Origin of the sequence: Spiroplasma alleghenense (assembly GCF_003363775.1) — a bacterium.
GTDB classification, from domain to species: domain Bacteria; phylum Bacillota_I; class Bacilli_A; order Mycoplasmatales; family Mycoplasmataceae; genus Spiroplasma_B; species Spiroplasma_B alleghenense.
In genome coordinates this window covers 1180108-1206006 of record NZ_CP031376.1, presented here as the reverse complement: position 1 = coordinate 1206006, position 25899 = coordinate 1180108, and the positions used below count along the sequence as shown (strand labels likewise).

The following is a 25899-nucleotide window of genomic DNA, read 5'->3' as shown; positions in this document are numbered from 1 at the left end:
ACTAGGTATAGATATATAAAACTGTAAGGAGAAACAATTATGAAGAAACTATTAAGTATATTAGGGGTTGCAACCCTAGTTGTATCAGCACCGTTAAGTGTGGTTTCATGTAAAAAACAAAAAGTTACTAACGAAAATGAATTTGACTATGAGGCACTAAAAAATAATTTGTTTGAAGCTACTCAACAAATCTTTAACTCTACTTTAAAAAATGATTTTGATAATTACTTCTTTGTTTCCCAAGACGGAGGAGATAACGGAGTAGACTACCCTTTTGGAGATAAAGGCATTGATTGATTTATAACTAATGAAGAAAAAATTACAAATCTTGATTCAAATGAATCTCTAGAAGTTCAAAAAGACATTAGCGAAATTATTAATTGAGATAAATTGGAAGAAGAAATTAACTCTGAAATTTTATCAAATGTTAATTACAAACCAATTTTAGTTGATGGAAAAACTCCTTTAAAAGATGGTTATACAATCGAAGACATTAGAGTTGTTTCAAACGATGGAAAAGATTCTGTAGCCATTTATGTTACAATCGGAGCTAACTTCTATTTTCTAAATGAAAAACAAGAGCAACAAGTTGAAAGATTAATTGACTTTAAGACTTCAATTACAATCACAGAAAATAAACTGGATGCTATTTCATTAAATGAAATAAAAAATAATTACGTTGATACCTTGAATTCCGTTGAAAATGCGAATAGTTTTGAAATTAAAAGTGACAAAGGTAACTTGCGAAAAACAGCAGAATCTATAAATGAAAAACATAGTAGTAATGAGGTATTTAATCAATTTAAAAATATTATTGGAGAGATTAAATTCAAGGATGAACTTGTTAGTTTTGATGATAACTTTATAATTGAAACTAATAAAAAAGATACAGTTGATGCAGTTGTATATTTTTCTAGGGTAACTGATACGTGGCTTAATTCAAATAGTGAATGTATGAAAACGATTCAATCAGCATTAAGAGGTAATAAAAGTGATGAACTAAAACTAATTGAAGAACTAAGCTCAAATGATTCAAAATGAAAACCAAATTATGTTTATCAAACTATTGGAAATATCAAAGAATTATCTGCTCAATATAAGGATTTTTCAGAAATCTGAAACTCATTTAATTTAGAGTTCAATTTAATGAACAAAAGTAAAACATTTAAAAACAGTTTAAACAATTCTAATTTTAAACTAAATCCGAATGAGGAAAGAAACTACATTGCTCTTTTTAGATCAACAATTAGCTCGGTTAAGTTCACTTATAAAGGAAAGACATACGATTTGCCTGACGAGCAAATTGTTGTTAAACAACGTCCTAAAAGTGAAAATACAAAGGTTCTTTATAAACAATTTATTACTGACTCATTCCATTTTCAACAGCAATTTTTTGGATATAATGATGGTCTTGTTGACCAAAGTAATCAATTTGTTCTCAATAAACCAACGTCGCTGATGTCAACTAGTCCTGGAAAAGTATTAAATGCTATTGAAGTTTTAGACTTATTGGTCGAAGCTAATCCTAAGGCGGCCGCTTTCTTAGAGCCACTAGATTTGAATTTAGAGATTTGCGAAGATCATAATATAGGTAATGCTCCAACAAGTAAAATGACTTTTAATAAAAACGGTGATATTTTCTTTTGAAGATCAGCTAACCCGACAGATTATTGATTTAATTTAAAAAATTATTTCTTCCCTGCCGACCAACTTGGACCAAGTTATAATTATAAAGATTTTTTTACATTAGGTAATAGAAATGACGTAAAGGTTAAAGATAATTCTAATCTTGATTTAGCCAATTCATCATGAAGATTTGGATAAAATAATGATAATATTTTAATAATAAATCAGAATTATAAAAGGCTATAAAAATATACCAATCAAAGATAATAATAAAAATTAACCTAAGGGATACCTGAAAAGTTTTACCTATATTTGAATGAACCATAATTAAACATGAAAACCCCCATGACAAGCATGGAGTGCCTAATAGAATAAAAACCCACACTAAAAGTGTGGGTTTTTATTTGAATATTAAACTTTGTTATTTGAACCAAAGGCTTTTATTTTAATTATTGCCTCATTTTTGACAGCTTCAATTGAAGCTTTTCCAAACATACGAGCATCATAACCATTTTCATTTGTGTTTAATCAGTTCTTTAAAGCATTAGCATTAGCTTGTTTCAAATCAGTTCCTATGTTAATTTTGGTAATTCCTAATTTAATAGCTTTTTGTAAGTCAGTTAATGGAACTCCACTAGACCCGTGCAATACAAGAGGGGTATCGACATTTTTATTGATTTTATCAATAATATCAAACTGTAATTCTATTTTACCTTTGTAAACTCCGTGAGCTGTTCCAACTGCAATAGCTAAAGCATCAATATTGGTTTGTTTATTAAAATCAATGGCTTCTTGAATATCAGTGTAACCTCCATTTGCTGAAACCCTATCATCTTCTTTCCCTCCAACATGACCAATTTCTGATTCAACCTCAACGCCAAACTTTTTAGCATGAGCAACAATTTCTTGTGTCATTTTGACATTATCCTCAAACGTTTCTTTTGATGCATCTAACATAACACTTGTGAAACCGTTTTCACAAGCTCTTTTTATTAGTTGAATATCAAAACCGTGATCTCAATGTAAGACAACTGGAACTTTGGTATTTTCAACAAAGGCCTTACCTAGAGCAAAAACATATTCAACTCCCATATATTTAGCAGCTGATTCAGTTACCATTAAAATAACTGGTGATTTAGTTTCTTCTGCTGCCTGTAATATTCCTTTGGCCATTTCTAAGTTATCGAAGTTAAATGCTGGAACAGCATAACCTTCTTTTTTGGCTTTTAGTAGTTCTTTTTTTAAACTTGTTTTCATTTTTAATTCCCCTTATCAAGTTATTTCTATAAAATAATTATATGCTAATATTAAACTAATTTAAACATTTTTAAACTATTTTAATTAATTTTAAACTTTTTTAAACTTTTTTAAACTTTTTTAAACTTTAAAAGGTTTTTGCGGTATGATACTTATAGGAGGATTTTCCGATGTTAAAAGAGGAAAGAAGATAAAGATTATTAAATTACATAAACGAGCGTGGTTATGTAAAAAACAATGAGATGGCTATATTGGTTGATGCAACAATTCCAACAATAATTGGCGACATTAATCACTTAGAATCTGAAAAACTTGTTATTAAAGTTTATGGAGGAGCTAAGTCTATTAATAGCACTGGTTTCAATGAGTATTCAGATGAAGAAAAAGTTCATTTGAATAGTTCTCAAAAAGAACTAATTGCCAAAACTGCTGCAGAATTAGTACAAAATGGTGAATTAATTTTCATTGATACGGGTACAACAACTAATAAAATGTTAAAACACTTGGTAAATAAACAAATAACAATTGTGACAAACGGGTATTCTAATGCTAAGGATTTGATCGAATTAGGAATCAAGTTTTACATTGTCGGAGGAGAGATTCGTCCGCAAACCCGCGCAATTGTTGGGAGTTTAGCAACTGATTTCATTGATAACTTTTCATTTGACAAAGCTTTTATTGGAGCAAATGGAGTAGTTGATGAAAAAATCTATACTACCCATGTTGAAGAAGCTATTTTCAAAAAGAAAATAATCAAATGTAGTCATGAAACATTTGTGCTAGCTGATAGTTCTAAAATAAACAAATCAGCTCCAATTTTAATTGATAATCTTGACAAAACTACCTTAATAACTGATGGAACCCCCTTAGACGGAGTAAAAAAAATCATACACGTCTAGTTCGATATATTATAGGTAGTTTATGTTAGAATAATAATTTTAACCTTAACTATTTATATAGAAGGTGAGATTATGAGCAAAAATCAAAAACAAGAAATTTTAGTTCAAAATATTCTTGATAAAATCGGTGGTGTTAAAAACGTTAAGGACGTTTATCACTGTGCAACTAGAATGCGCATTACTCTATTTAGCGATCAAGCGGCTGATATAAAAGAAATAAAAACAATTTCAAATATTAGTGGGGCGCTTTGATCTAATGGAGAATTGCAGATAATTATTGGACCAGAAGTTTCAACTGTAACTAACTTATTTAAGACTAAACTAAAGTCTGAGAAATCTGGTGAAAAGGATGTTTCTTTTAATACAAACGGACTGATTAAAGAGCAAAACGTTTCGCTTTGAAAAAGATTTTTAAAATCAGTATCGGCAATATTTGGTCCATTAATTCCATTCCTAATTGGAGTAGGTCTAATTATGGCTCTACAACAATTACTTTTGAGAATGGGAGCTGTTGTAATTCCAAGCGACACAAATAAAGGTAATGCATTTGATATTATTTTAAATGTAATTGCTGGATCGGGATTCAAAATGATGGGTGTTATCGCTATGTGATCAACAGTTCGTTATTTAGGAGGTAAAACCCCAATTGCAATTGCATTAGCATTAATTATGATTTCTCCAATTCTTCCAGAGGCAGGAATCAAATTATTTAGTATTGGTAGCTGAGAAATTATGCTAAAACCATTTTACTCAACAATCTTGGTGTTTATTGCTATGGGAGTAGTTGTGGCATATGCACAGAAAACAATGGATCGATACTTTAATCCGGTAGCAAACTTTATCTTAAATCCATTTTTAACTTTACTAATCGGAGGCTTGCTTGCGTTCTTTGTAATGGGGCCAATTATGGGTGTTATCGAAAATGCGATGCTAATTGGATTTAATTGATTTATGATAATGCCATTTGGAATGGGAGCGTTAATTGTAGGGCTTACTTGACAACCATTGGTTGTACTTGGGGTTCACAACATCTTATTCTTTGCAGCAACAACTGCTTTAGTTCAACCAAATGCAGAACCATCAATTTTCTTAGCTGCAGCCTTTGCTGCTGCTTGAGGTCAAATGGGAGCAACTATTGCCGTATGTATTAAAAGCAGAAAAACAATTGATAAATCAGCTGCATTCGCCGCTGCGTTGCCAGGTATTATTTCAGGACCTACTGAATCATGTATTTATGGAGTAAACCTACCAAAAGGAACACCATTTGTAACTGGTGTTATTGCTGGAGGAATCGGTGGTTGATTAATTGGTATCTTCTCAGTCGGACTAGAAAGTTTGGCTGGTCTTGGGGGAATCGTAGGGTTCTTGGCTTATAACAAAAACTTAGTTGGAGCAATAATTATTGATCTAGCAACATTTGGACTTGGAATTCTAATAACTTGTTTATTATGAAAAGAAGATAAAACTGAAAAAAGTTTAGCTTTAAAAACAATTTCAAAATTTAACAAACAAGAATTTTTAACAAAAGATGTTGATTTTAAATCTCAACAATTTATTAAATTAATTAAAACAAAAGTTAACACAAAAAATAAATCTTCTATAATTTCGCTTGCAAATGAAATTAAGGATGAGTTAATAAAATTTAACCCAGAAATAAGAGATAATGTTAATTTATTTATAAATAATTTGGAAGATGATAAAAAAGATAATCAACTAAATAAAAATCTTATAAATCAATTATTACAAATCAAAACTGATCGTCAAAAAGATCTTAATCAGTCATATGATAATTTAAATAAAGAAATTTTAGAATTGAAAAAATTAAATGTAATTACTAATGCTCATTTAAAATTGACAACAAAAAAATTAAACTTGGAAAACGCCTTACAAAAAGCTTTGGAAATTAAAGAAGTCAAAACCGCTTCTCTATTCAATAAGGGACAAAAATTAATAGCTTCTGAAAATCATCAAAAATATATTAAGGGAAATGAACTTATTCAAAAATCTTTAGAAAATGATTTCCAAGCTAAAAAAATTGCTATATTAGATGATAAAATCAAAACTACATCTGTAAGTGTTGATGAAAGTTTGATTAATTTGAATGAGAAGACTGCAGAAGCTTACAAAAATATTGAGAAAATAGTTAAAGAAATCGAAAAAATCAAAAAATCAAAATTAGATTCTATAAAAGATGAGTTTTGAAATGACATTCATCACTTACAAATCCAAGAACAAACTCTAGCACCCAAAATGCTTGTAGTTTAATTTAAATTAGATAAAATTATAAATATCTAAACTAGAAAGAAAGGTTTATAAAATATGAACAATAATATTTATGTTGTTTCACTTAGCCCCGCGTTTGATTATATTTTAAAATTTGATGATTTGGTACGCGGTAAAACTAATAGACCCAGAGAAACCGAGTTGTATCCAGCGGGTAAGGGAATTCATGTTTCAATGTTATTGAATAGCTTAAGAGTTCCAAACGAATCTCTTATTTTTTCTAACGGAAAACTTGAACCATTTTTCTACAGCGGCTTGGATTCAATAAAAATTAAGTATAAAAAATTTAATTCAGAAGGAGATATCAGAATAAATGTTAAACTTATTGATAAAGATCAAACCGAATGTAGCGCAACAGCTCCAACTATAAAAAATTCTGAACTAGAAATATTTAAGGATTACTTACGAAATAACATCAAGCCTAATGATTTTGTGGTAGTAACAGGAAGTGTTCCAGCGGGCGTTGATGCTAAAATATATTCAGAAATAGTTCAAATAACAAATTCTTTGAGCGCTCATTGTTTGGTTGATGCTTTTGGTGATTCATTAAATTTAGCTGTTAAAGAAAAACCGTTTTTAATAAAACCAAATAGCGAAGAACTAAGTTTAACAACAGGAATTAAAATTACTTCGCAAGACGATTTAATTAAGGCTGCTAAAATTTTGTTATCAAAAGGTGTAAAAAATATTCTCATTTCTCAAGGTGAAGAAGGTGCGATATTTATTAATAACGATATTGCCTTAAAATGCAATATTGGAAATTGAAACAAAAAATTAGTAAATGCAGCGGGTGCTGGTGACAGCATGCTGGCTGGTTTCTTAAGCGAATACATCAAGACTAAGGATTACGCACAAGCATTAAAAATGGGAATAGTTTGTGGAAGCGCAACGGCATACTGCAATAAAATCGCAGATAGCGATTTAATTGATGAATTGCTTAAATCGATTGATGAATTAAAAGTATGAAAAATTTAATAGAATTTAATTTATTTTAAAAATGAACTTTAAAAATTAAAGTTCATTTTTTTTATGAAATTATTTTTTAACACTAACAATACCCATTTGAGTTAAATTAAAACCGTTATTAAATAAGACATCATAACCTTCAGAATCTACAATATTCAATCTTGGAATGTTGATGGTTATTCTTTCTGGGTTATCCAAAGAAGCTGTTATAAAAGTTGAATCAACAAAGATAATAATATCTTCATGCTTGAAATTGTTTTCAGTTAAATACTTTTGGTGATCATCTTTTTCTTTCTGGGTTAATTTATTAAATTCAGCTACAGATTTAAAAGCCTTTTGATAAAATTCATTTTCTTGGTAATACCCGGGTATCAAATGAATTCCAACAGCTTCTAATTCTGATTTTTTATCATTCATATTTTTAATTACATCAGCTTTAATTGCTTCTGTATCAAAAACACCAGATTCTAAAGGGGTTAGGGGATTATCTTCAATAGCTTTGCTAACAGCTTGGTTAAAAACTCTTGCTAAAACATGAACGTTTTGAGCTGATTTAGTTGGGGTTTCTGTACAAGCCACAACCCCCATAACAGCAGTGGAGGTTAAACCCATAACTGCTAAAATACTTAATATTTTTTTCATTATCTTAAACCTCCTTAGTATTTAAAGTTGAGTTATTCTTCTTCAAATCAACTTTTCTTTCTACAGCATCAGCCACATGTTGGACATCAGTGCCAATAATTACTTGTAAACCATTGTCACCCATTCGTACAACTCCACTAGCACCAGCTTTTCTATATTCAGCAGTTGTTCCAACTTTATTGTTTTTAACATTTAAGCGTAAACGAGTTGAACAGTTACCAATAGTTAAAATATTTTCTGAACCAATAATTTCAATTAAGTTATCGGCAATAATTTCATATTTATCATCACCTTTAACTTCTTTAATATTTAAATCTCCACTTGGTATTTCCTCGCGTTCACGACCTGGAGTTTGTAAGTCCATTTTTTTGATAGTGAAGTAGAATGAGAAGTAGTAAGTTGGAAACATCACAGCAGCTAAAACTAATAACCATAATGGATTTGAAGTCACCCCATACACTGGTCCGTTAACAACTCCTTCTCATTTACTCATTCCTCAACCGTTTGCAAATGAAATAAAGTAATCAATTAATCCACCACTAAATCCAAATCCAACGTGAATGTGCATAGCAATTGCAATGGCAGCAAAGGTTGCTGTAAATACTGCATTGTATACTCACAAAATTGGAGCAACAAAAGTAAAGGTAAAGAAGATTGGTTCGTCAATTCCAGTTAATGCAGCGACCACACCAATTCCTAAAAAGAAAGTTACCAATTCTTTTCTACGTGATTTTTCAGCCGCCATTACCATAGCAACACTGGCCCCAGTTAATCCTCCTCAGTAAAGGGGGAAGAAACCGGTTTGGAAGTTACCTGAAATTAATCCTTTTTGAAAGGCGTTAATGTCACCCATAACAGCATAACTTCCATTACCCATTGATAAAATTGTTCCATTAGATCCAGAAATTAAATTTGGATTATATGAAAAGAATTGTTCAAATAATTTTAAATTCTGAACATGATCATCACCAAAGATTACCTCAGTTGCTCATCCGCGAGTGATGCTATTTAAAATAGCAATAGCATCTGCGCTCATGATTCCGTCTTTAAAAATTAAATCATATGATGCAAAAACATCTTCTCCTAATACTACTCTTCCATCTAAACTAGTTACCACATTTCCCTCAATTGGTAATTGGAATCAAAGGAAGGTGTTTAAAATATGGTGAACTCCAAATGGTTGAGCAAAACGATTTATTAGCGCATATAGAAATGAACCTGGTACTGCTCAAGCATCACTTGATGAAAGTAATTGCCCAAATTTTACTAGAGCAAATTGAATTCAAGGTCAAATGATTGCAAAAGCAAATGCAATAGGCAATGAGATTGCCATTATAATCATTGGGACAAAACGACGTCCCCCAAAAAATGATAATGAAGCAGGAAGTTTTATTTCTGAAAATCGATTATACAATTTTGCAGAAGTAACCCCGGCAATAATCCCCCCAAGTACTCCAATGTTTAATATATAAGTTCCCCCAGTTACTTCCAAGGTTCTATTTCCATCACCCAAGATATCTATTTGGGAGAAGTTAGGAACATAAAATAATTGCGATAGCCCTGAATTTAATGATTTAACCCAGTTGCCAGCACTATCAAGTTTCCAAACTTCTAGTTGATTAACATTTTTGTAAAACAACTCAGTTAATCCACCCTCCATTAAGAAAACTGTTAAAGCAATATATAAAACCGCTCCAACCAACGCGACTTCTCCGCGTTGATCTTTGGATAATCCAAAGGCGGTTCCGATTGCAAATAGTAAAGCAATGTTATCAAATACTAATTTTCCGGGGGTTTGTAAAATATAACCAATTCATCATCCAGCATTTTTAATACCATCTTGAATTGGATTTAAATCCATAGCTAAAGTCCCAAAGCGATTTAGCAGGGCAGCAAAAGGCAGCACGGCGATTGGAAATAAAAGTGATTTACCTAAATTTTGCAAACCAACCATAGCATTTTTTCAAAAATTTTTGAATTTTGTTTTAGAATCAATCGGAATAGAAGTGTTTTTTACTTTTTCTTTTTTTACTTTTTCTTGTTTCTCTAATTGTATTTTCATAAAACTCCTTTCTCTTAAACTACTAGCATTGTCAGACAAAAAATAAATAGAACCACTGCGGTAAACTGTGCAAAGACAATAAACCAAATAGTAAAACTACTTACAAAAATCTTGCTAATATGAGTTTCTCTAATACTGAAATTTTGAATTGTTTTGTGAAACTTACGTTTCCTTCAATAAATAATCCCAAAAATTGTAATTATGATTGCTAAAATAATTCCAGCAATGTATAAAAATAAATCCATTTTTTAATCCTCTCAATCATAAATAACTACACCCTTTACAACACGATTAACTAGACCTGATGGTCAAGGGTTGTCCGGGGTTTTATTTAAAAATAGTGATTTGTAAAATGCGTAGAGCTGAGCAAAAATAATATAGTTTAACCCAACAAATAGTTCATTATTGGCAACATTGAAATTAAAGTAGTCGTGACATTTATTTTTTATCTGTTTATCTTCTTGAAAGTCTAAAACTACTAATCTGCTGATTTGCTTTTGTTCAAAAAGCTCATTAATTAAATCAATATCATATTTTCTTTGATAATCTTTAAAGTTCATTAATAAAAATACAATTGTATTTTTATTTAGAATTGATTTTGGACCATGACGGAATCCCAAGGGAGAGTTGAAGAATGTATTTACTTCTCCAGCACTTAGTTCTAAAACTTTTAAATGAGATTCTTGACTAATTCCTTTGAATTCATCTGCTCCTAAGAAAACGATGCGATTATTATCAAGTTCAGCAAGTTTTTGAATATGTTGATAAAAATCATTTATATTTTTTTCGGTTTGTTTTGCCACTTCATTTATTTGTAAAATATTTTTATCAATCTTTTTTATATCCATGATTAAACTAAAAGCTAACATCATTCCAGTGAAACTTGAAGTCATTGCAAAAGATTTATCGTCAGCTTCTGGGGGAAGCAGGTATAAAAGATTGTTTGAATCTTCTTGATAATCTTTGATAAGTTTACCTTTTGAATTGCAAGTAATCACAATATTTTTAACATTCTTACCAATACTATTAACAATATCAAAAGCTCCAAGTGATTCTGGTGAATTACCAGATCTAGCAAATGAAACTAAAATTATTTCATCATCGGGATTAAAATATTTGGTAGTTCCAGTAATTAAATCTGTTGTAGCAACTGAACTGATATTTATTTTTCTTTCAAAGAAACTTTGATAAATAGAGTTTCCGATGAACTCGCTAGTTCCAGCCCCAGTTAAAATTATTTTAGTTTTGCTATTAATGTTTTTTGAAATAAATTCATTAATTTTGTTATCATATTTTTTTATTTCATTTGCAATTTTAATTCAGACTACTGGTTGTTGACAAATTTCGTTTAAGGTATTAAATGAATTATTTTTAATAAGTCATTCCTTTTCTAAATTTAATAACATTTCTTTTTTCATATTTTTCACCTCCTTCCACATCTCAATTTTATTTCTAAAAAAATATAAATAGTGGAAGTGGTCAACGATGCTTACCAAAGTAAATTTTTTTTACTTTGGTAAGCATAATAGATTAGATATAAACAATCATTTTTATTATTTTATTGATATAATGTAAATAAGCACAAAAAAGAAGTGTGAGTATTATTGGCTTAAAAATTAAAAAGGAGACTAAAATGAAATTATTTTCAATAATAGGCGGAATCACAATTGGGATAAGTTCGCCCATCAATTTATCAAAAACGATTAATAATAAATCTTATATAATTAATCAAAAGTATGACTTAAATAATTATCAAGAAAGTTTATCTAGGGAAAGAAATAATATTATTTCTCTAAATGAGGAATATAAGTCAGGGGTATTTTCAGAAAACTTCAAAAAATTGATTTGTTATGAAATCGAGGACATATTATTAAAACAAGGTCACTGGCAAATCAGCGGATTATTTGTTAAAAATTTTAATGACTTTGATTATGTTATAAGATACGAAGAAAATTACTTAAATGAATACTCTAAGAAAATGATAATTACCTTGATAGCAAAAGAAGAAAATGCAAGTTTTTTTGCTGGAACAGAATTGGATTTTTGATTTATAAACAGTTTTAAACGTACAAAGCCTTTTTATACTAGCAGCAGTTTGGACATCTCTGGTTATGCTTGATCTAACTGATCAACAGTGCAAAAATACGATTTTGAAAGTGATGAAAAATTTAGAATTTACTTTAATGATTTTTCCCTTGATAAAGATGATTTTTACAAAAAATATAAGGGTATAGAAATAAGTTACCGTGCGACCGCAAAAAACATTTATGGAAATAGTGTATTGCACAATCCATACGAAACTAAAAGGGTTTATTCATTCAATGATTTAAAAAATCCAAATAGAGGGAAAAAATATTTTGAAATTGCGAACAAAAAAACGAAAGGTAGCAATAGTTACGAAATCCATATGGAAATAAAAGCCGAAATTGAAAATAATAGTATCGCAGTTTGAAATAGGGCTGGAGGATATGTAATCGGTTTTGGAGCTCCAAAGAAAAGAATAGATGTAGCCATTTACACAAATTATGTAAAGTTGGTATAGGAGAAGTAATGTTAAAATTAGAAAATGTTACAAAAATTTTTAAAAATGGCAAGGGGATAAAAGATGTTTCCTTTGAAGTTCCTCAAAATTCTGTTTGTGGATTTCTGGGTGATAACGGAATGGGTAAAACAACAACAATAAAATCTATCTTTCAGCAATATTTAACTTCTGATGGTTTGATAACATATAAAGGTGAAAGTCTTAAAAACCGCGATACTTTATTAAAATTTGGTCTTTTTCCTGATTCAGGAGCAATTCCAATTGAATATAAATATGAGGATTATGTAAAGTTCTTAGCACTTTTATACCGAGTTCCGAAAAAAACAGCACTAAAGAAATTGAAAGAATTAAATGAAATTTTTAGCTTGGAAGGTTATGAAAAAAAATCACTCTCTGCTCTATCGGCAGGAATGTTAAAACGAGCAATGTTGGTTACTATTATGATTATAGACCCTGAAGTAGTTATTTTAGATGAACCAACGGCAAATTTGGATGTTGAAAGCAGAAAAGAATTTATTGAAATTTTGAGATTTTTGAAAGAAAAAGGCAAAACAATTATTATTACAAGCCATATTGTTGAAGAATTACAGACTATTATTGACTATTTAGTTTTTATTGATAATGGAGAAATTAAATATTCCAGTAGTTTTGATAACTCAAAAGAAAAAATTGCTGATATTTATGAAAAGCATAAAACCAAGTCTACAAAAAATAGATTGGAGGAATTAAGAAATTATGAAAAATAAAAAAATTTTAAGAGAAGAAAAAATTTCTTTTATGAGTAAATTCTTCCCGGTTTTTTGATTTAACTTAATTCGCCTATTTAAAAAACCTTCTATTTGAGTTTTTAGTTTAATTTTCATTTTATTAATTTCAATTAATAGAATTGTAATATCTGCATTAATACAAATGCCAGGATACGGAGATGATTTCTTTGGTGCTTCTCTTTTCAGTGCAACTATGTTTATCGCTTACTTAAGAATAGGGATCATGCTGATTTTTATTGCAACATTGGTCGCAACAATAATATTTGAATTGTTTTATAAACAGTCAAGATTTCAAATCTTTGATCTTGAAAAAAGAGCTGGTGTAAAATTATCAAGCTCATATTTCAGTAGAGTTTTAGTCGCTGTTCTTATCTTGCTTACAAACATTTTGCTTCTTTTTATTTTGGAACTTTGTGTTGCGGCACCATTTAATGACTTGAATGCAAATTGATATTTAACAATAATGATACAAAACTACGGTTATTTTGTTTTAACAGCATTAATTTTATTGGCAATTGGTTTATTTTTACAAAATATCGCTGGACCAATTACAAATATGACAATACTAATAATTACTTCACTAATTTTTGGAATGGCCCCTTTTATTGAAATGGTTTACGAATCCACTAAATTTCAAGACGGGGAAAATGAAGAACCAGAAATCGCTCAACGATTTACATTTCAAATTTATTTGAACCAGAAAGTAAATGATTTTTTTAAAAAACACCCCGATATAAATTACTTAAGAAATGATCTAGCAACTATCTCTATTGAAAATTATCCTAGTCTTTTTCAAAGAGGAGATTTTAGTTGAGTTAAAGAAGATGAATATTCAAAAACAAAGTCATATGAGATTGGGAAAGAATGAGCCCATAATTTATCATCTAGGAATTCTGATAAAATACTTTTTGAGGACATTTGTGATTTTTTAATTCAATCAGAATCAAACAAAGATTTAAAAGAATTTATCAAATTTATTAAAGTTATTGGTAGAAAAGCCTATATGGTTGACTGAGTTGGTCAATATACAGATTCTGGAATCTTAAACGATTTTAGATGAGATGGTGGAGATATTTATGGATTACAAAAAACCGTGATATTAACCTCAAATTTATTAAAAAATAGTATGCAATTAAGTCCTATGAATTTAATGAGTTCTGAAGAATATTCTAAAATTGTTAATATGTCATATAAAAATAAATATGCTCAACCATTGAATCATCTTTCATGACTACTTGAAGGAAAGGATTATAATAACCCACAATATAGTCAATTTTCAAATTGAATAGTTACAAACCCGATGCCATCAAATTTTGCTTGATATAAGTGAAAAATAATTGATATAAACACTTTTGACAAAATAAGAAATTCAAATGAACATTTGCCTATTAAAGCAAGTCAGAATCAGTACGAAGAAGTAATTCAAATTGAAGGATTCTACAATAATCCAGAATATGAATTAGCCTATTTTATTTGAATGCTATTACCAATAAGTTTAACTTCATTTGGATATATGATTTTTTATTATAAAAAACGCGATTTATAATTCAAAAACCAACTTCAAAAAACGTAAAAACATCAACCTTAAGGAGACCTAAAATGGTTTCCTAAAGAAAGGTTGATTTTTTTGCCCCAAAAACCATATTCTCAGGAATTAAAATTATTAATTATTGAACTTTATAATAAAGGATTTAGTGCTAGTGAACTTGCAAAAGATTATGATATAAAATCTGGTCCACAACTTATAAAATTATGAGTTTCAATGTATAATCAATCCATAAAGAATGCAGGAAATAAATTATCTTGCAAAGGAGATTATATTTTGAAAAAAGATGTTAGTAATAAAGTATTAACAGACAAAATAGAAGAGCTACAAAAACAACTAAAAAAGAAAGATGAGGAATTTTTAAAACTACAGATTGAAAAAGAGTTCATGGAAAAGTGCATGCCCTCTTGCATGAATTACAGCCGCCAACAAGTGATGATGATTCAAGCAACGAGGGAGTATAAGTACAAAGCTTTTTGTTTAATTTATGAAATTGAATTTCGCAAAGTTTTATCAATTGCCAAAATGTGCAAAATTGCCAAGGTTTCTCGAGGCAAATATCAAAAGTTTAAAAAAGATAATTTATTATTAAACAATATTTCTAAAAATGATTATAAATTTAATTCAAGCACTTTACCGATTTTTCAAAGTAAAATTAAGCACGATGTTATTCAATTGATAACTGAGTTTTTTGAAGAAAACAAGATATCATCGGGTGCTAAAAACATTAAATTATTAATTAAATCTGTTTTTGACATTAAAGTTAGTGTTAAAACAATTCTAAAAATAATGAAAGATAACGAATTTAAATTTCAAAGCCCTTACCGATTCAAGCGAAGCAAAATTTTAGGTCGCGATTTAATGGAAAAAACCATTAGAGCTGATTTGATCGAAAACAATTTTAGTGCTAACAATTGCGGGGAAAAAATTGGAATTGATGGAACCGTATTTAAGCTATTAATTGATGGTAAGAAAGTTGAATTACTTTGTGAAATTGCCTATGATTTCTACAGTCGCAAAGTAATTGGATGAAAATTTGGTACCAGCGAAAATGCACAAATTGTTTTGGATGTTATAAAACAAGTACATAAATATTGTTTGAAAAATAGTTTCAATGATGCAATTATTCAATCTGATCGCGGCAGAGCAAATGCCTCAATTATAGTTAAAAATTTCGAAGAAAAACAAAATAACTTTATCATGTCGATGTCTAAAGCGGGTTTTAAACATAACGCACCAACAGAATCTATGAATGGTTGAATAAAGACAATTTTTTTTAAAACTTGTGGAATAGAATTTGATAGCATAGAAAATTTTGAAAATGAATTTAGTAAATTTGTTTTTGCCAAAAATAATCTACAAAATTTAAGGTATTAATTAAAAAAGGAGATTCATCGTTTTTGATGATGTCTCCTTAAGGTTGATGTTTCTCGTAAAGTTTTTTGAAGTTGGTTTTAAAATTTTATTTATTCATATTCATTGCTTGAGTTAAATAATTCGATATAAAGTAAATCAAAGAAACCGACAACAAATTGTGATCGAAGAGAATAATTATCTCAAAGATCATTTTCATCTTGGGGAATCAAAAAGAAATTATCAGATTTGCTAGAAATTTGTCCTTCAACACCAGTTAAAGCAAAGGTGTAGTTTTTTGCTTCAATTCAATTCACCATTTGTAAAATATGAGGATTCAAACCTGACAAGGAGATAATGATTACCATTGCTTCTTTTGGCATTGATGAAATATAGCTCTCAATGAGATTAATATCACTTTCTAAAATAATATTTTTATTTAAAAATCTCACCCTTTGTACAAAATTTTTTGAAGCATAATATGCTAAATTGGCGCAGAAAATATAAATAATATTACTATGATTTATGTGATTTAGTAATTGCAAAATTTGCTCATCTAGAACATCAAAATTATTAATAATATTTTGTGCATATGCATTACTTAAATTTAGGTATTTTTCCTTAAACTTATTTGTATTACGAAATTCTTTAGCCACAGTTAATTCTGAACTTAAATCATCTTTCAAATTTAAATTGTTTTTTATATGAAATTTTAGTTCTGAAAATCCTGTTAATCCAATTTTTTGACAAAACTTTAAAACAGTGGGTTTAGAAACAAAGCAAGCTGCAGAAAATTCGTTTAAAGTAAAATTACTAACTTTATCAGGATAATCTAAAATAAATTTATATATAACATAGTCGATTGTCTTAAAGTTGTTATTTGAAATTTCCTTCATTTTTAGTAAAAAATTCTCGTTTTTCATATAAAACCTCTTTGATTTTATATTACCACAAATGAAATAAGCGCTTTCAAAATTTATATTCAAGGAACTTGTTTTATCAATAAATAGAATTAATTATAACAAAACATCCCTAATTGACTTTATATATATATATATATATACTAGGTATATATGCCAAATTGCAAGGAGAATAAAAATGAAAAAATTACTTAATATTTTAGCAGCAAGTACCATGGTAATATCAGCCCCATTAAGTGTGGTTGCTTGTAATAAAAAAAAGACCAACGTTGGTGATGAATTTGATTATGACCGATTGACCAAGGAATTTATTGACGAGATAACAACAATTTTTAAAATTGAAATAGCAAATAAATTTGATGAATATCGCGCAATTGAGGAGAAGGAATTACCAAATAACTGAAGTCTAGAAAATGTGAATAATCACAAAGATGAATTTGACAAAAATCATGGTGAATTTTATAATGAGACAAAATCTTGAATTGAGGATTTGATTCCATCAAACGAAATAAATAATGCAATAAAAAACGATGTATTAACAAATGTCAACTATAATCCTATTTTATTGGATAAAAACACCCCTTTAAAAGATGGTTTTGAGGTTGAAGAAATTGATTTAAAAATCCAAAAAGCTTCTTCAACCTTAACAGCAAAAATTACATCAAATATTTATTTCAAATCAACAAATGATGAAAAAATTATCCAACCAATTAATACTTTTATTAGTATTAATATTTTTAGTGAAGAACAATATTTAAATAAATTTAAGGAAGCAGATGCGCAATTTTCGGATTTGATTGAAAACCAAATTGCCAATAATATTATATTTCATTCTGACTCAGGAAATATAAATCAAACGGCTGTGGAAATTTCTCAAAATAATGAAATTAAAGATTATTTAAAAGAAAAAGTAATTTCATTGAAGATTGAAAATGTCAAAATAAATCCCAATAATTTAGAAATTAAAGCGATTGATGGAGCAAGTCTGCACGCAGGATATGGGATGTTTTTTGTTGACGAATTTGAAAGAGATCAAACCCCGTATCAAACCTTTATAAAAGCTCTTAGCGGAGATTTGGAATCTGAAAAAATTTTGTTAGAAAATATAACAGGAAATGATGCTCAATGACTGGCCGTCGAAACATTTAGCACGGGAGCTAACGCTAAAATTGATGAGGCAATTAATTCTGGTGAAAAAATTGCTAGAGGATTAAATCAATACGCTTTGTCAGAAAAAACCAAAACTGAAACTATTTTTAAAAACTTAGTTTCAAAATCTAAATCCGCTTTTAAAATTGATGATAAAAATGATGCTAAAATCATTGCGACATTTTCAGCTGAATTAAGTAACTTGAAATTTTCTATTTTTGACTTTGACGATGAATATAGTTTTGCGAATAAAAATATCTTTATTAAACAGAATATCACCGAGAGTTATGATAATACCCTAGAATATTATAATGATTTTCTTTTAGAGGCCTGAAATTTTCATAAGGAATTTTTCACTTTAAGTCAAAATGAAGAAGGAAAAAATATTTTTACCATTCAGTCTCCCAAAAATTGAAAAAAAGAAGATTTTGCAAAAAAAACGTTTACAAAAGACAATTTTTTCTGAGAAGAATTAGCTCAAGCAAATGAGAAAGCCAATTCCCATAACAAAGTATTTAATTTCACACCAAATCTATATGTAATTGGATCACTTGCGGCCCCTTTCGAATATCAATCTAATATTTACATAAGTAGTAATTTAGAATTGTTTGATTATTATTTTAATGTCTCTAAAAAAGAAACTCGCAATATAAATAAAATGGTGCTAAATTTAAGTTTATTTCCTGAAGCTAAAAATCCCAAAAACCAACCTTTCTTAAATTTTAATGTATATAATAAATCTAACAGTGACTGAATACCCAATAATGCTAATCCGGAGAAAGAATTTGAAAATAGGACATCTATTTTTAAATTAAAATTTAACGATTAAATGGAAAATATCGCCATTATTTTTGAAATGATATTTAATGTTCGCCCATTTTTTTAATTAATTATAATCAAAAAATTATTTTAAATTTTTATTGTGTTTTAAAAATCGACTTTTGAGTCGATTTTTTTATTTATAATTATATTCGTTTTAAAAAATATTTTGAAATTTAATAATATAGTTATAGAATAATAAAAAAGTAGTTGATCATGTCAAATTTTAAGATTATAGAAGAAATAAAATTATCAGGTTCAAGTAGTGAACAAAAGAATCATTTCATTTGGGAAACAATAATATTTGATCCGAAGTATAACTTAGTTCTAAATATGAGCCAATTAAGTTGAAAAAATATCACATTAAAGGATTGGGATGGGTGGGCATAAAGGAGAAACTATTAAAAAATTACTAAGTTTAATCGGGGCATCAACCATTTTTAGTGCAGCTGTTGTTCCTGTTACTGCAATGAGTTTTGAATATGATTCAAGATCTGTTCAGTATTTGGATTTAACCCAAAGTTTTAATACCAGTCATTTTGCGAATGAAAAACGCGATCAAGCGATTCCTGGAATTTATGATGAAACTCAAAACTTTGAAAATTTTATTAATGATTCTAGAAATAAAATTAACCAACAAAACCCAAAGGATTTCAAAATAAGAAGTGGAAGTAGTAAATTTTACGATTTTGATTTTGAAGAACAAATAAGGGATTTATCAACTCTGGAATTATTGCTGAAATCTGAAGATTATAAAATAATTAATGCAAAAGCAATTGTAACTAAAAAAGATGACAATTCAAACTTTTTTGATTTTTTTGCTAACGTTGTGATTGATGGAGATTTGACCCTTATTGATTTAAACGGCTATTCAAAAAGCAAGAATTCAATGCTTACCAATTATCTGGGGGATTTAAAAACTTCTTTCAAGTTGAAATAGTTCAACCTCAGGGTAAATATTTTAACTTCCAAAAAGGACAAGTTATTCAAAATGGGCAAGATAAAGAATTTGCTGGATTTGTAGACTATATTAATGAAATTCATAATTATGTTAGAGTTAACAAGATTCAAAGAGAGCAAATAAAAGTAATTAGTTGAAAATTTGCTCCCCCAATTGATCGATTTCAAAATGATGAATGGACAGATGGTTGAGACCCAATTGAAATATTCTTTACACCATGGGATTACCAAAAATCGATAATTACCTTCATTCCAACCGAGGAGGGTGATAAATTTTTATTAGCAATTACTGGAGGCGGTGGAATGTGACAAGCTGTCTTTGCATCCTTAAATAAAATGCAACCAAATGGAGTAGGAAATTTTTTGGCTAATCTATCAATATTTATAGAAGAATAGTCTTGTGTTTTCTCTTAAAAATATAAAAAATTTTGTCAATTTAGAGGATTGTAATAAAACGGTTTTTTAAAAGTTCTGATTTTAAACTCAGACTTCTTTTAAAGATTATTTGATTCATAATACTTCCTATCTTTTACTTGATTTTAGCATATTTAATATATATTTCTAATAAATAAATATGTATTTTAGTAAAAAGATATAAATTATATTGAAAAAATTAGAAATAAGTTATATACTTACAAAGTAATAATAAGAGGAGAAACAAAAAAATATGAAAAAATTATTATGAACTTATTCTGTCAAGTATAGAATAAGTTTTTTTATTCTATAAGGTGCTCCATGCTTGTCATGGAGTTTTTTCGTGCTTAATCATGACTCTATTAAAGTTATAAAAATTAATGTAGTCTATAAAATTATTATACACCTCTGAGTAGGTTTTAAAAGTTTTCTTAAACCACTCTGTTTTATAGCAAGCAAAAAAGGATTCAGCAACAGCATTATCAACGGAGTTTCCAGGCCTGCTTAGCGAAATTTTTATATTGTTTTTACTACAGTATATTTCAACTGCATCACTGGTATATTGAAATCCGTTATCAGAATGGATTATTATATTTTTATCAAAATCAAAATAACTCTCAGCCATTTTCAATGTTTTTAGATAGATTTTGTTGTCATTCCTTAAAGAAACATCATATCCAACAATAAACCCAGTACTAACGTCTTTCAAAATACTAAGATAGGCAAATCTATTATTTGAAAATGGCAAGAACGAAACATCTGTTACAAAAAGTTCGCCCTTACTATATTTATTTCATTTTCGATTTACAATATTTTCGTGTTTTCTGTTTTTTAAAATTTTTATTTCTTTTGGTTTGTGTTTCTTTTTGATTCTTGTCTTGGATTTTATACCTAATTCTTGCATATAGCGATATACTTTTTTTCCTGAAACATAAATATTATATTGGTTTTTTAAAACAATTCTAATCCTTGGATATCCATAAATTTCCTTGTATTGTTGAAAAATACTTTCTATTAAATCTAAAAGTTCTTGATCAATTTTGTAATTAAAGTTTGGTCGATTATTTTTAACTCAGCGATAATAGCTTGATTGAGTTGTTTTTAAAATTTTGCAGATAAAAGATACCGGTCATAATTTTCTTTGAGTGTCAATTGACTGATATTTTATTTGTTGTTTTTTTCTAAATCCTCCAGGTATTGATTGAACTTCTTTAGAAATTCGTTTTCCATTTCAAGTTCCTTATTTTTCTTTTTCAAACGATGCAATTCATAACTTAATTTATCTCGTTTAGACGGCGCTCCAATTCTACTAATACCTGCAGTTTGTCCTTTTCTAGATGATATTCTCTTTAAATACTCTTCCCCAAACTGCTCGTATCCTAAAGCTCATTTTCGAGCTGCCGAGTATGAGACATTGTATTTAGCTGCTAATTTTTTTCAACTTTGTTGATTTTGCAATCAATCCTGCGCGATTTCTAACTTTTTATCAAAAGAAGTCATGTGACTTTTATTTCCTTTTAAATTGGCCATTAAAAAAACCTCCTATGCAAAGAGTTTACTAGAATAATTTTTTTATTCTACCTCTATACATAAGAGATTATATTCATGAAAAAATTATTAACAATTTTAGCTGCTTTTGGGCTAACTGCTTCAGCATCAACTTCGGTTGTTGCTTGTGGGGACAAGGATTCAGAATCAGAAAAACTAGTAAAACAAGTTTATGCTAATTTCGTAAAACCAACTAATAAAAAAGAATTAGAAGACACTTTGGATAAAATTTACGACGAACAAGAAGCTCTTGAAGATGAAATAAAAAAAGATGTTTTAGGTAGCGATTACGAAGAAATTGAAGCAACCACTGAACAAAAAAAAGAAATGATAAATCACGAGAAAGCTCAATCATATTTGGCTTACATAGTTTTAGAAAATTACTTAGATGTAATTAGCGAAGTATTCGATGACAATAAAGAAACTGCTCAAGAATACTTAGTTTATGTTGAAAATTTATCTAAAGAATTTATCGCTAACGATGAAGATGATGAAAAAGACCAAATTAAAGTTACACCTTCAGCAGCAAATAAAAGCAATACTGAAAGACTTATAAAAGATGCTCAAAAAGATATTGACGCAATGACAGATGAAGTAGTTACACCAGAAGAACCTACAACACCTGAACAACCAGATCAACCAGAAGAATAGTATTAATTTAAATTTTCCAAATCATTGGTAATTAAATTCATAACAATATTAAAAAGCACCATCAGGTGCTTTTTCTGTTTTAAGCCTTGATCTACTGTCAAATCTTTTTATTTTCAAAATCAATAAATATTTTTTTATTAAAAATTAAAGCATTAGTTGGATGGGTGTGGCCACAATCAATGTAGTAAACCAGATTTTTTATATTAATTTTATTTGCTTCAGTAATTTCAATAAATACTTGGTGGGGCAGTTTTTTTGAACCTTTATCATCAAAATTTTCGTACTTACCAAAAATTACACCAGATACGTTTTTTAGAAGCTTGTTTGAAACCAAAAAGCTAAATAATTTTTCCACCATTTCGATATCTTTGTTGCTATCCTCTATAAAAAGAATTGTATTATTTTTTCTTATCTTCTTAATTGACTTATTAAAAGCTGTTGAAAAAGAACTTAAATTAATAGGATACAAATTACCTGAAATAGTTTTTTCTCCTTGAAAGATAATTGAATTTTTATGCTTTTGCTTTTCTGAAGTGAATGTGTCTCAGTTTTTATAGTCCTGAGTTCAGTACTCAAACTCTTTCACTTCATTAACTGGATTTTGGATAGCTTTAATTAAAGCATCATAACTTTGTTGTGCATAATATTCCTCTCATTCCCCGAAATGAGTAATTAATGCGGGACCATAAATTACTTTGGCCTTGGTTTTTTCAACTATATTAACTAAAACTGTGGTTGCATCCGAACAACCCACAAAAATCATGTCCTTTGTAATTAAATCGTAGTTAATTAAAGGGGTGATTGAATTAGCACAAAATCCTCCAATTGCTGACAAATAAATATCACATTTCATTTCAAGCAACTCATTAAATTCTTGAGCCCTTTGGATGATTGAACCTGATCTATATTTATCGTTTACATTATTAAATAAGCTACCCAATATTACTTTATGACCTTTGCTTTGCAAAAAAGCAATTGATTTTTTGCAGCGATTTGGGCATTGTTGACAAGAAAATGAGCTACAACTAAAAATCCCAAAAACCATACTATCAACTCCTTTTTAATATTATATCTATCACAACAACTAAGTAAAGAAAACTTCAAACAATAAATTAATGAAGATATCAATAACAATTTAAAATAATTATATTTGCTAAAAAATCTTTTAATTTTCATTAAAAAAACTGCCCCAATAATTGGGGCAGTTTTTGAGTATTGATTAATAACGAGTATTTTCAAAAACTTCTTCTAAACGTTCTTTTTCTAAAGGTCTAATTGTTGATCCAAATTGAAAAGCAAAGACTCCTCAAATAGTAAAAAAGAATAAAACTCCAAATACTTTAGCAACAATCCCATATCGCATTGCTACATTATGATAAAATTTAAATGTTCTCTCACCTTGTGGGGCTGCTTCAAATTCATTTAAGAAACATAAATATCTAGCTGATTCTAGAAATATACCATTAGAAGTTATAGCAACTCCAAATGGCACCATCAATAGCATTGTAGACATTAGCAATCCAAATAAGACTCAGCTAAATTCTTTCGCGTATATATATAGCATAATTACTGTAAAAGCGTATGAGATATAAATAAATGTGCTTAAAATTGAGGCAAAAGCCATTCTAATAGATGCTTTTTTTACTCTTCAGATTCTTTCTTTATCAACAATGGCATTTAAGTAACCTTTTTCAATTAATTCTTCACGAGATTCTGATGTTTCTTCTTCATCATATGTTTTTTTAATTAACTTACCAAGCTGAATTAAGTTACTTTTGTTCATGATCGAAATACTAATTCACCCAGCGGCAATTAACCATGAACCAAAAACTTTTTCCAACGGTCTTTGAATTTCTAAATAACGTTCTTCTCAAATTCATCACTTAACATAAACTGAAATAACAATAATAATTAATAAAGATATTATTTCAAAAAAAGCGTAAACCGAAATTAGAGTAATTCCTATTTTTAAAGCCTCTTTATAAGTCCCATTCAAGTCTAAACTAGGAGTAAACAACATAAAAAAAATGAAAAAATTTATGATAATAAATAACTTTCAAGAGTTATGTGTTACTCCCCGAAATACAGCCCTTGAAATAGTTGTATGTTTTTCCATTTTGATACCTCTTTTATTTATATTATATAGTATTTTGAAAAAATATAGTTTTTTATAACAAATCTTTTTATAAAGTGCTAATTTGGATTTAAGTTATTTAAAAGATTAATAATGCTTTAAAATAAAAGTACCATTTTTAATAAACGGAGGTGATTGGCAATGAAATGTTCAGAAGAGTTAAAAATAGAAATGGCAAAACTTAATAAAATTTGAGAAGAGAAATTCAAACAATTTGATTTAGAACGTAAAAAGCACCTAGATGAAATACAAAAAAATTTAGACAAAATAGAAAATACTATCGAAGAAAAAGTAGTTACTAAAAAATAATAAAAGAGTCTATTTAATATTTAAATAGACTCCCTTGATATTAATTTATATTCAACACTGGTGAAGGTTTTTTCGCCAGTTTTTATTTCATTAATTAAGTTTTGAATGGCAATTCTGCCAAGATATTCCAGGTTTTGATCAATTGTGGAGATTTTTGGACGACAGTAACGACTAAAATCTAAGTTATCAAAACCACTAACAGCAATATCTTCAGGAATTCTTAGATTTTGGTCCAAGATATAATTAATAACCCCAACTGCTAATAAGTCTGAACCACAAACTATCCCATTTATATTTTTATCGCTTTCTATAATTTGTTTTGCAGCTTGATAACCGTTGTCAAAACTACTATGACTAATCTCAACAATTCTTTTGATGTTATCAGTAAAATTATTGTTCTCATTAGCTTTGATGTATCCATCTTGGCGATTTAGTCCTGCGATTATGTCGGTTCTTTTAAAACTTACCATTGCTAAATTATTCTTACCAGAATCAAGCATTGCTTGGGTAATTTCTTTCATGGCACTAAAGTTATCAATTATGGCGTGACTAAATATTTGATTATGGGATGTGGCCACTAGCATAATCGGGATATTTAGTTTTACAAGCATTGCTTCAAGTTCGCTATTAATTTGTTCTGAAGTAAAAACTAACCCATCAATTTTATTATTTTTTAATCAACTGACCATATTGGTCAAATAATTTTTATCGTGCATAAAATCTAAAATTAAATCTTGATAGCCTAGTTTCGCTACGGTTTGATGCATTGAAGACAAAAGTTGATTATAAAAGGGGTTCTTTAGGTTTGGAATGATAATACCAATATTTTTTGAGTTACTGGATCTTAGTGCTGAAGCAATTTTATTTTTCTCAAATCCGGTTTGTTCAATGATTTGATTTACTTTAAATTTAGTTTCTTGTGAAATTCTATCATCATTATTTAAAACTCGCGAAACCGTTGAAGGATTAACACCAGCCATTTTAGCAATATCAACAATTGTTAGTTTTTTCATACCCATACCTCTTGAAATTATTATACTCCATTTTTAATA

23 protein-coding genes are annotated in these 25899 nt (G+C 28.6%); 12 read left to right on the top strand and 11 right to left on the bottom strand.

Features of this window, described 5'->3' with window-relative positions; all coding sequences use genetic code 4:
* The first annotated feature begins 39 nt into the window (after positions 1-39).
* Positions 40-1824, top strand: a complete 1785-nt coding sequence (locus SALLE_RS05415) for a lipoprotein (protein ID WP_115558605.1) — start codon at positions 40-42, stop codon at positions 1822-1824.
* Between the two features lie 213 nt (positions 1825-2037).
* Here SALLE_RS05415 and SALLE_RS05410 read toward each other — a convergent pair whose 3' ends face one another.
* Positions 2038-2883, bottom strand: coding sequence for a class II fructose-bisphosphate aldolase (locus tag SALLE_RS05410; protein ID WP_115558604.1), 846 nt, complete (start codon positions 2881-2883; stop codon positions 2038-2040).
* Positions 2884-3080: 197 nt separating this feature from the next.
* Between SALLE_RS05410 and SALLE_RS05405 the strand changes: the two genes are divergently transcribed.
* The 3 genes from SALLE_RS05405 (at position 3081) to SALLE_RS05395 (ending at position 7040) form a co-directional block, all read left to right on the top strand.
* A complete protein-coding gene (locus SALLE_RS05405; protein WP_342768171.1) occupies positions 3081-3782 on the top strand; it encodes a DeoR/GlpR family DNA-binding transcription regulator in 702 nt (233 codons plus the stop codon).
* A 72-nt stretch (positions 3783-3854) separates the two neighbouring features.
* Positions 3855-6047 carry a PTS transporter subunit EIIC gene (locus SALLE_RS05400; protein ID WP_115558603.1) on the top strand — a complete coding sequence of 731 codons (2193 nt, stop codon included), beginning with the start codon at positions 3855-3857 and terminating at the stop codon, positions 6045-6047.
* A 54-nt stretch (positions 6048-6101) separates the two neighbouring features.
* Positions 6102-7040: a 1-phosphofructokinase family hexose kinase gene (locus SALLE_RS05395; protein WP_115558602.1), complete on the top strand. Its 939-nt coding sequence runs from the start codon at positions 6102-6104 to the stop codon at positions 7038-7040.
* Between the two features lie 60 nt (positions 7041-7100).
* Here SALLE_RS05395 and SALLE_RS05390 read toward each other — a convergent pair whose 3' ends face one another.
* Genes SALLE_RS05390 through SALLE_RS05375 form a run of 4 tightly spaced genes read right to left on the bottom strand, consistent with a single transcriptional unit; the run spans position 7101 to position 11153 of the window.
* Positions 7101-7673: a lipoprotein gene (locus tag SALLE_RS05390; RefSeq protein WP_115558601.1), complete on the bottom strand. Its 573-nt coding sequence runs from the start codon at positions 7671-7673 to the stop codon at positions 7101-7103.
* A gap of 4 nt (positions 7674-7677) precedes the next feature.
* Positions 7678-9735 carry a PTS transporter subunit EIIC gene (locus SALLE_RS05385; protein ID WP_115558600.1) on the bottom strand — a complete coding sequence of 686 codons (2058 nt, stop codon included), beginning with the start codon at positions 9733-9735 and terminating at the stop codon, positions 7678-7680.
* Positions 9736-9749: 14 nt separating this feature from the next.
* Positions 9750-9980, bottom strand: a complete 231-nt coding sequence (locus SALLE_RS05380; protein ID WP_115558599.1) for a hypothetical protein — start codon at positions 9978-9980, stop codon at positions 9750-9752.
* Positions 9981-9983: 3 nt separating this feature from the next.
* Positions 9984-11153, bottom strand: a complete 1170-nt coding sequence (locus SALLE_RS05375; protein WP_162807970.1) for an SIS domain-containing protein — start codon at positions 11151-11153, stop codon at positions 9984-9986.
* 215 nt (positions 11154-11368) lie between these two features.
* Between SALLE_RS05375 and SALLE_RS05370 the strand changes: the two genes are divergently transcribed.
* The 4 genes from SALLE_RS05370 (at position 11369) to SALLE_RS05355 (ending at position 15967) form a co-directional block, all read left to right on the top strand.
* Positions 11369-12277 carry a hypothetical protein gene (locus tag SALLE_RS05370; protein ID WP_115558597.1) on the top strand — a complete coding sequence of 303 codons (909 nt, stop codon included), beginning with the start codon at positions 11369-11371 and terminating at the stop codon, positions 12275-12277.
* Positions 12278-12285: 8 nt separating this feature from the next.
* Complete coding sequence (locus SALLE_RS05365) at positions 12286-13023, top strand: ABC transporter ATP-binding protein (protein WP_115558596.1); 738 nt, start codon at positions 12286-12288, stop codon at positions 13021-13023.
* Entirely contained in the window at positions 13013-14590 is a 1578-nt protein-coding gene (locus SALLE_RS05360; protein WP_115558595.1) for a hypothetical protein, read from the top strand. Before SALLE_RS05365 ends, SALLE_RS05360 begins: the two co-directional genes overlap by 11 nt.
* Before the next feature lie 81 nt (positions 14591-14671).
* Entirely contained in the window at positions 14672-15967 is a 1296-nt protein-coding gene (locus SALLE_RS05355) for a transposase (protein WP_115558594.1), read from the top strand.
* 89 nt (positions 15968-16056) lie between these two features.
* Here the strand turns inward: SALLE_RS05355 and SALLE_RS05350 are convergent, their stop codons facing one another.
* Positions 16057-16866, bottom strand: coding sequence for a MurR/RpiR family transcriptional regulator (locus tag SALLE_RS05350; protein ID WP_115558593.1), 810 nt, complete (start codon positions 16864-16866; stop codon positions 16057-16059).
* A 175-nt stretch (positions 16867-17041) separates the two neighbouring features.
* Here SALLE_RS05350 and SALLE_RS05345 point away from each other — a divergent pair, with 175 nt between their 5' ends.
* Together SALLE_RS05345 and SALLE_RS05340 are read left to right on the top strand one after the other, a co-directional pair.
* Positions 17042-18841 (top strand): hypothetical protein, encoded by a 1800-nt coding sequence (locus SALLE_RS05345; RefSeq protein ID WP_115558592.1) that lies wholly within the window; start codon positions 17042-17044, stop codon positions 18839-18841.
* A 366-nt stretch (positions 18842-19207) separates the two neighbouring features.
* Positions 19208-19771: a hypothetical protein gene (locus SALLE_RS05340; RefSeq protein WP_115558591.1), complete on the top strand. Its 564-nt coding sequence runs from the start codon at positions 19208-19210 to the stop codon at positions 19769-19771.
* 741 nt (positions 19772-20512) lie between these two features.
* On the opposite strand, the gene SALLE_RS06070 is transcribed toward SALLE_RS05340, so the two are convergent.
* Together SALLE_RS06070 and SALLE_RS05330 are read right to left on the bottom strand one after the other, a co-directional pair.
* Positions 20513-21340, bottom strand: a complete 828-nt coding sequence (locus tag SALLE_RS06070; protein ID WP_245886026.1) for an IS3 family transposase — start codon at positions 21338-21340, stop codon at positions 20513-20515.
* Positions 21341-21369: 29 nt separating this feature from the next.
* Positions 21370-21735 carry a helix-turn-helix domain-containing protein gene (locus SALLE_RS05330; protein WP_115557889.1) on the bottom strand — a complete coding sequence of 122 codons (366 nt, stop codon included), beginning with the start codon at positions 21733-21735 and terminating at the stop codon, positions 21370-21372.
* Positions 21736-21810: 75 nt separating this feature from the next.
* On the opposite strand from SALLE_RS05330, the gene SALLE_RS05325 reads away from it, so the two are divergent.
* Positions 21811-22404, top strand: a complete 594-nt coding sequence (locus SALLE_RS05325) for a lipoprotein (protein ID WP_115558590.1) — start codon at positions 21811-21813, stop codon at positions 22402-22404.
* A 91-nt stretch (positions 22405-22495) separates the two neighbouring features.
* On the opposite strand, the gene SALLE_RS05320 is transcribed toward SALLE_RS05325, so the two are convergent.
* Positions 22496-23449, bottom strand: a complete 954-nt coding sequence (locus SALLE_RS05320; RefSeq protein WP_115558589.1) for an LD-carboxypeptidase — start codon at positions 23447-23449, stop codon at positions 22496-22498.
* Positions 23450-23623: 174 nt separating this feature from the next.
* Positions 23624-24520 carry a hypothetical protein gene (locus SALLE_RS05315; protein WP_115558588.1) on the bottom strand — a complete coding sequence of 299 codons (897 nt, stop codon included), beginning with the start codon at positions 24518-24520 and terminating at the stop codon, positions 23624-23626.
* A gap of 159 nt (positions 24521-24679) precedes the next feature.
* Between SALLE_RS05315 and SALLE_RS05975 the strand changes: the two genes are divergently transcribed.
* Complete coding sequence (locus tag SALLE_RS05975) at positions 24680-24847, top strand: hypothetical protein (protein ID WP_162807969.1); 168 nt, start codon at positions 24680-24682, stop codon at positions 24845-24847.
* A 20-nt stretch (positions 24848-24867) separates the two neighbouring features.
* On the opposite strand, the gene SALLE_RS05310 is transcribed toward SALLE_RS05975, so the two are convergent.
* Positions 24868-25860 carry a LacI family DNA-binding transcriptional regulator gene (locus tag SALLE_RS05310; RefSeq protein ID WP_162807968.1) on the bottom strand — a complete coding sequence of 331 codons (993 nt, stop codon included), beginning with the start codon at positions 25858-25860 and terminating at the stop codon, positions 24868-24870.
* Positions 25861-25899 lie beyond the last annotated feature (39 nt).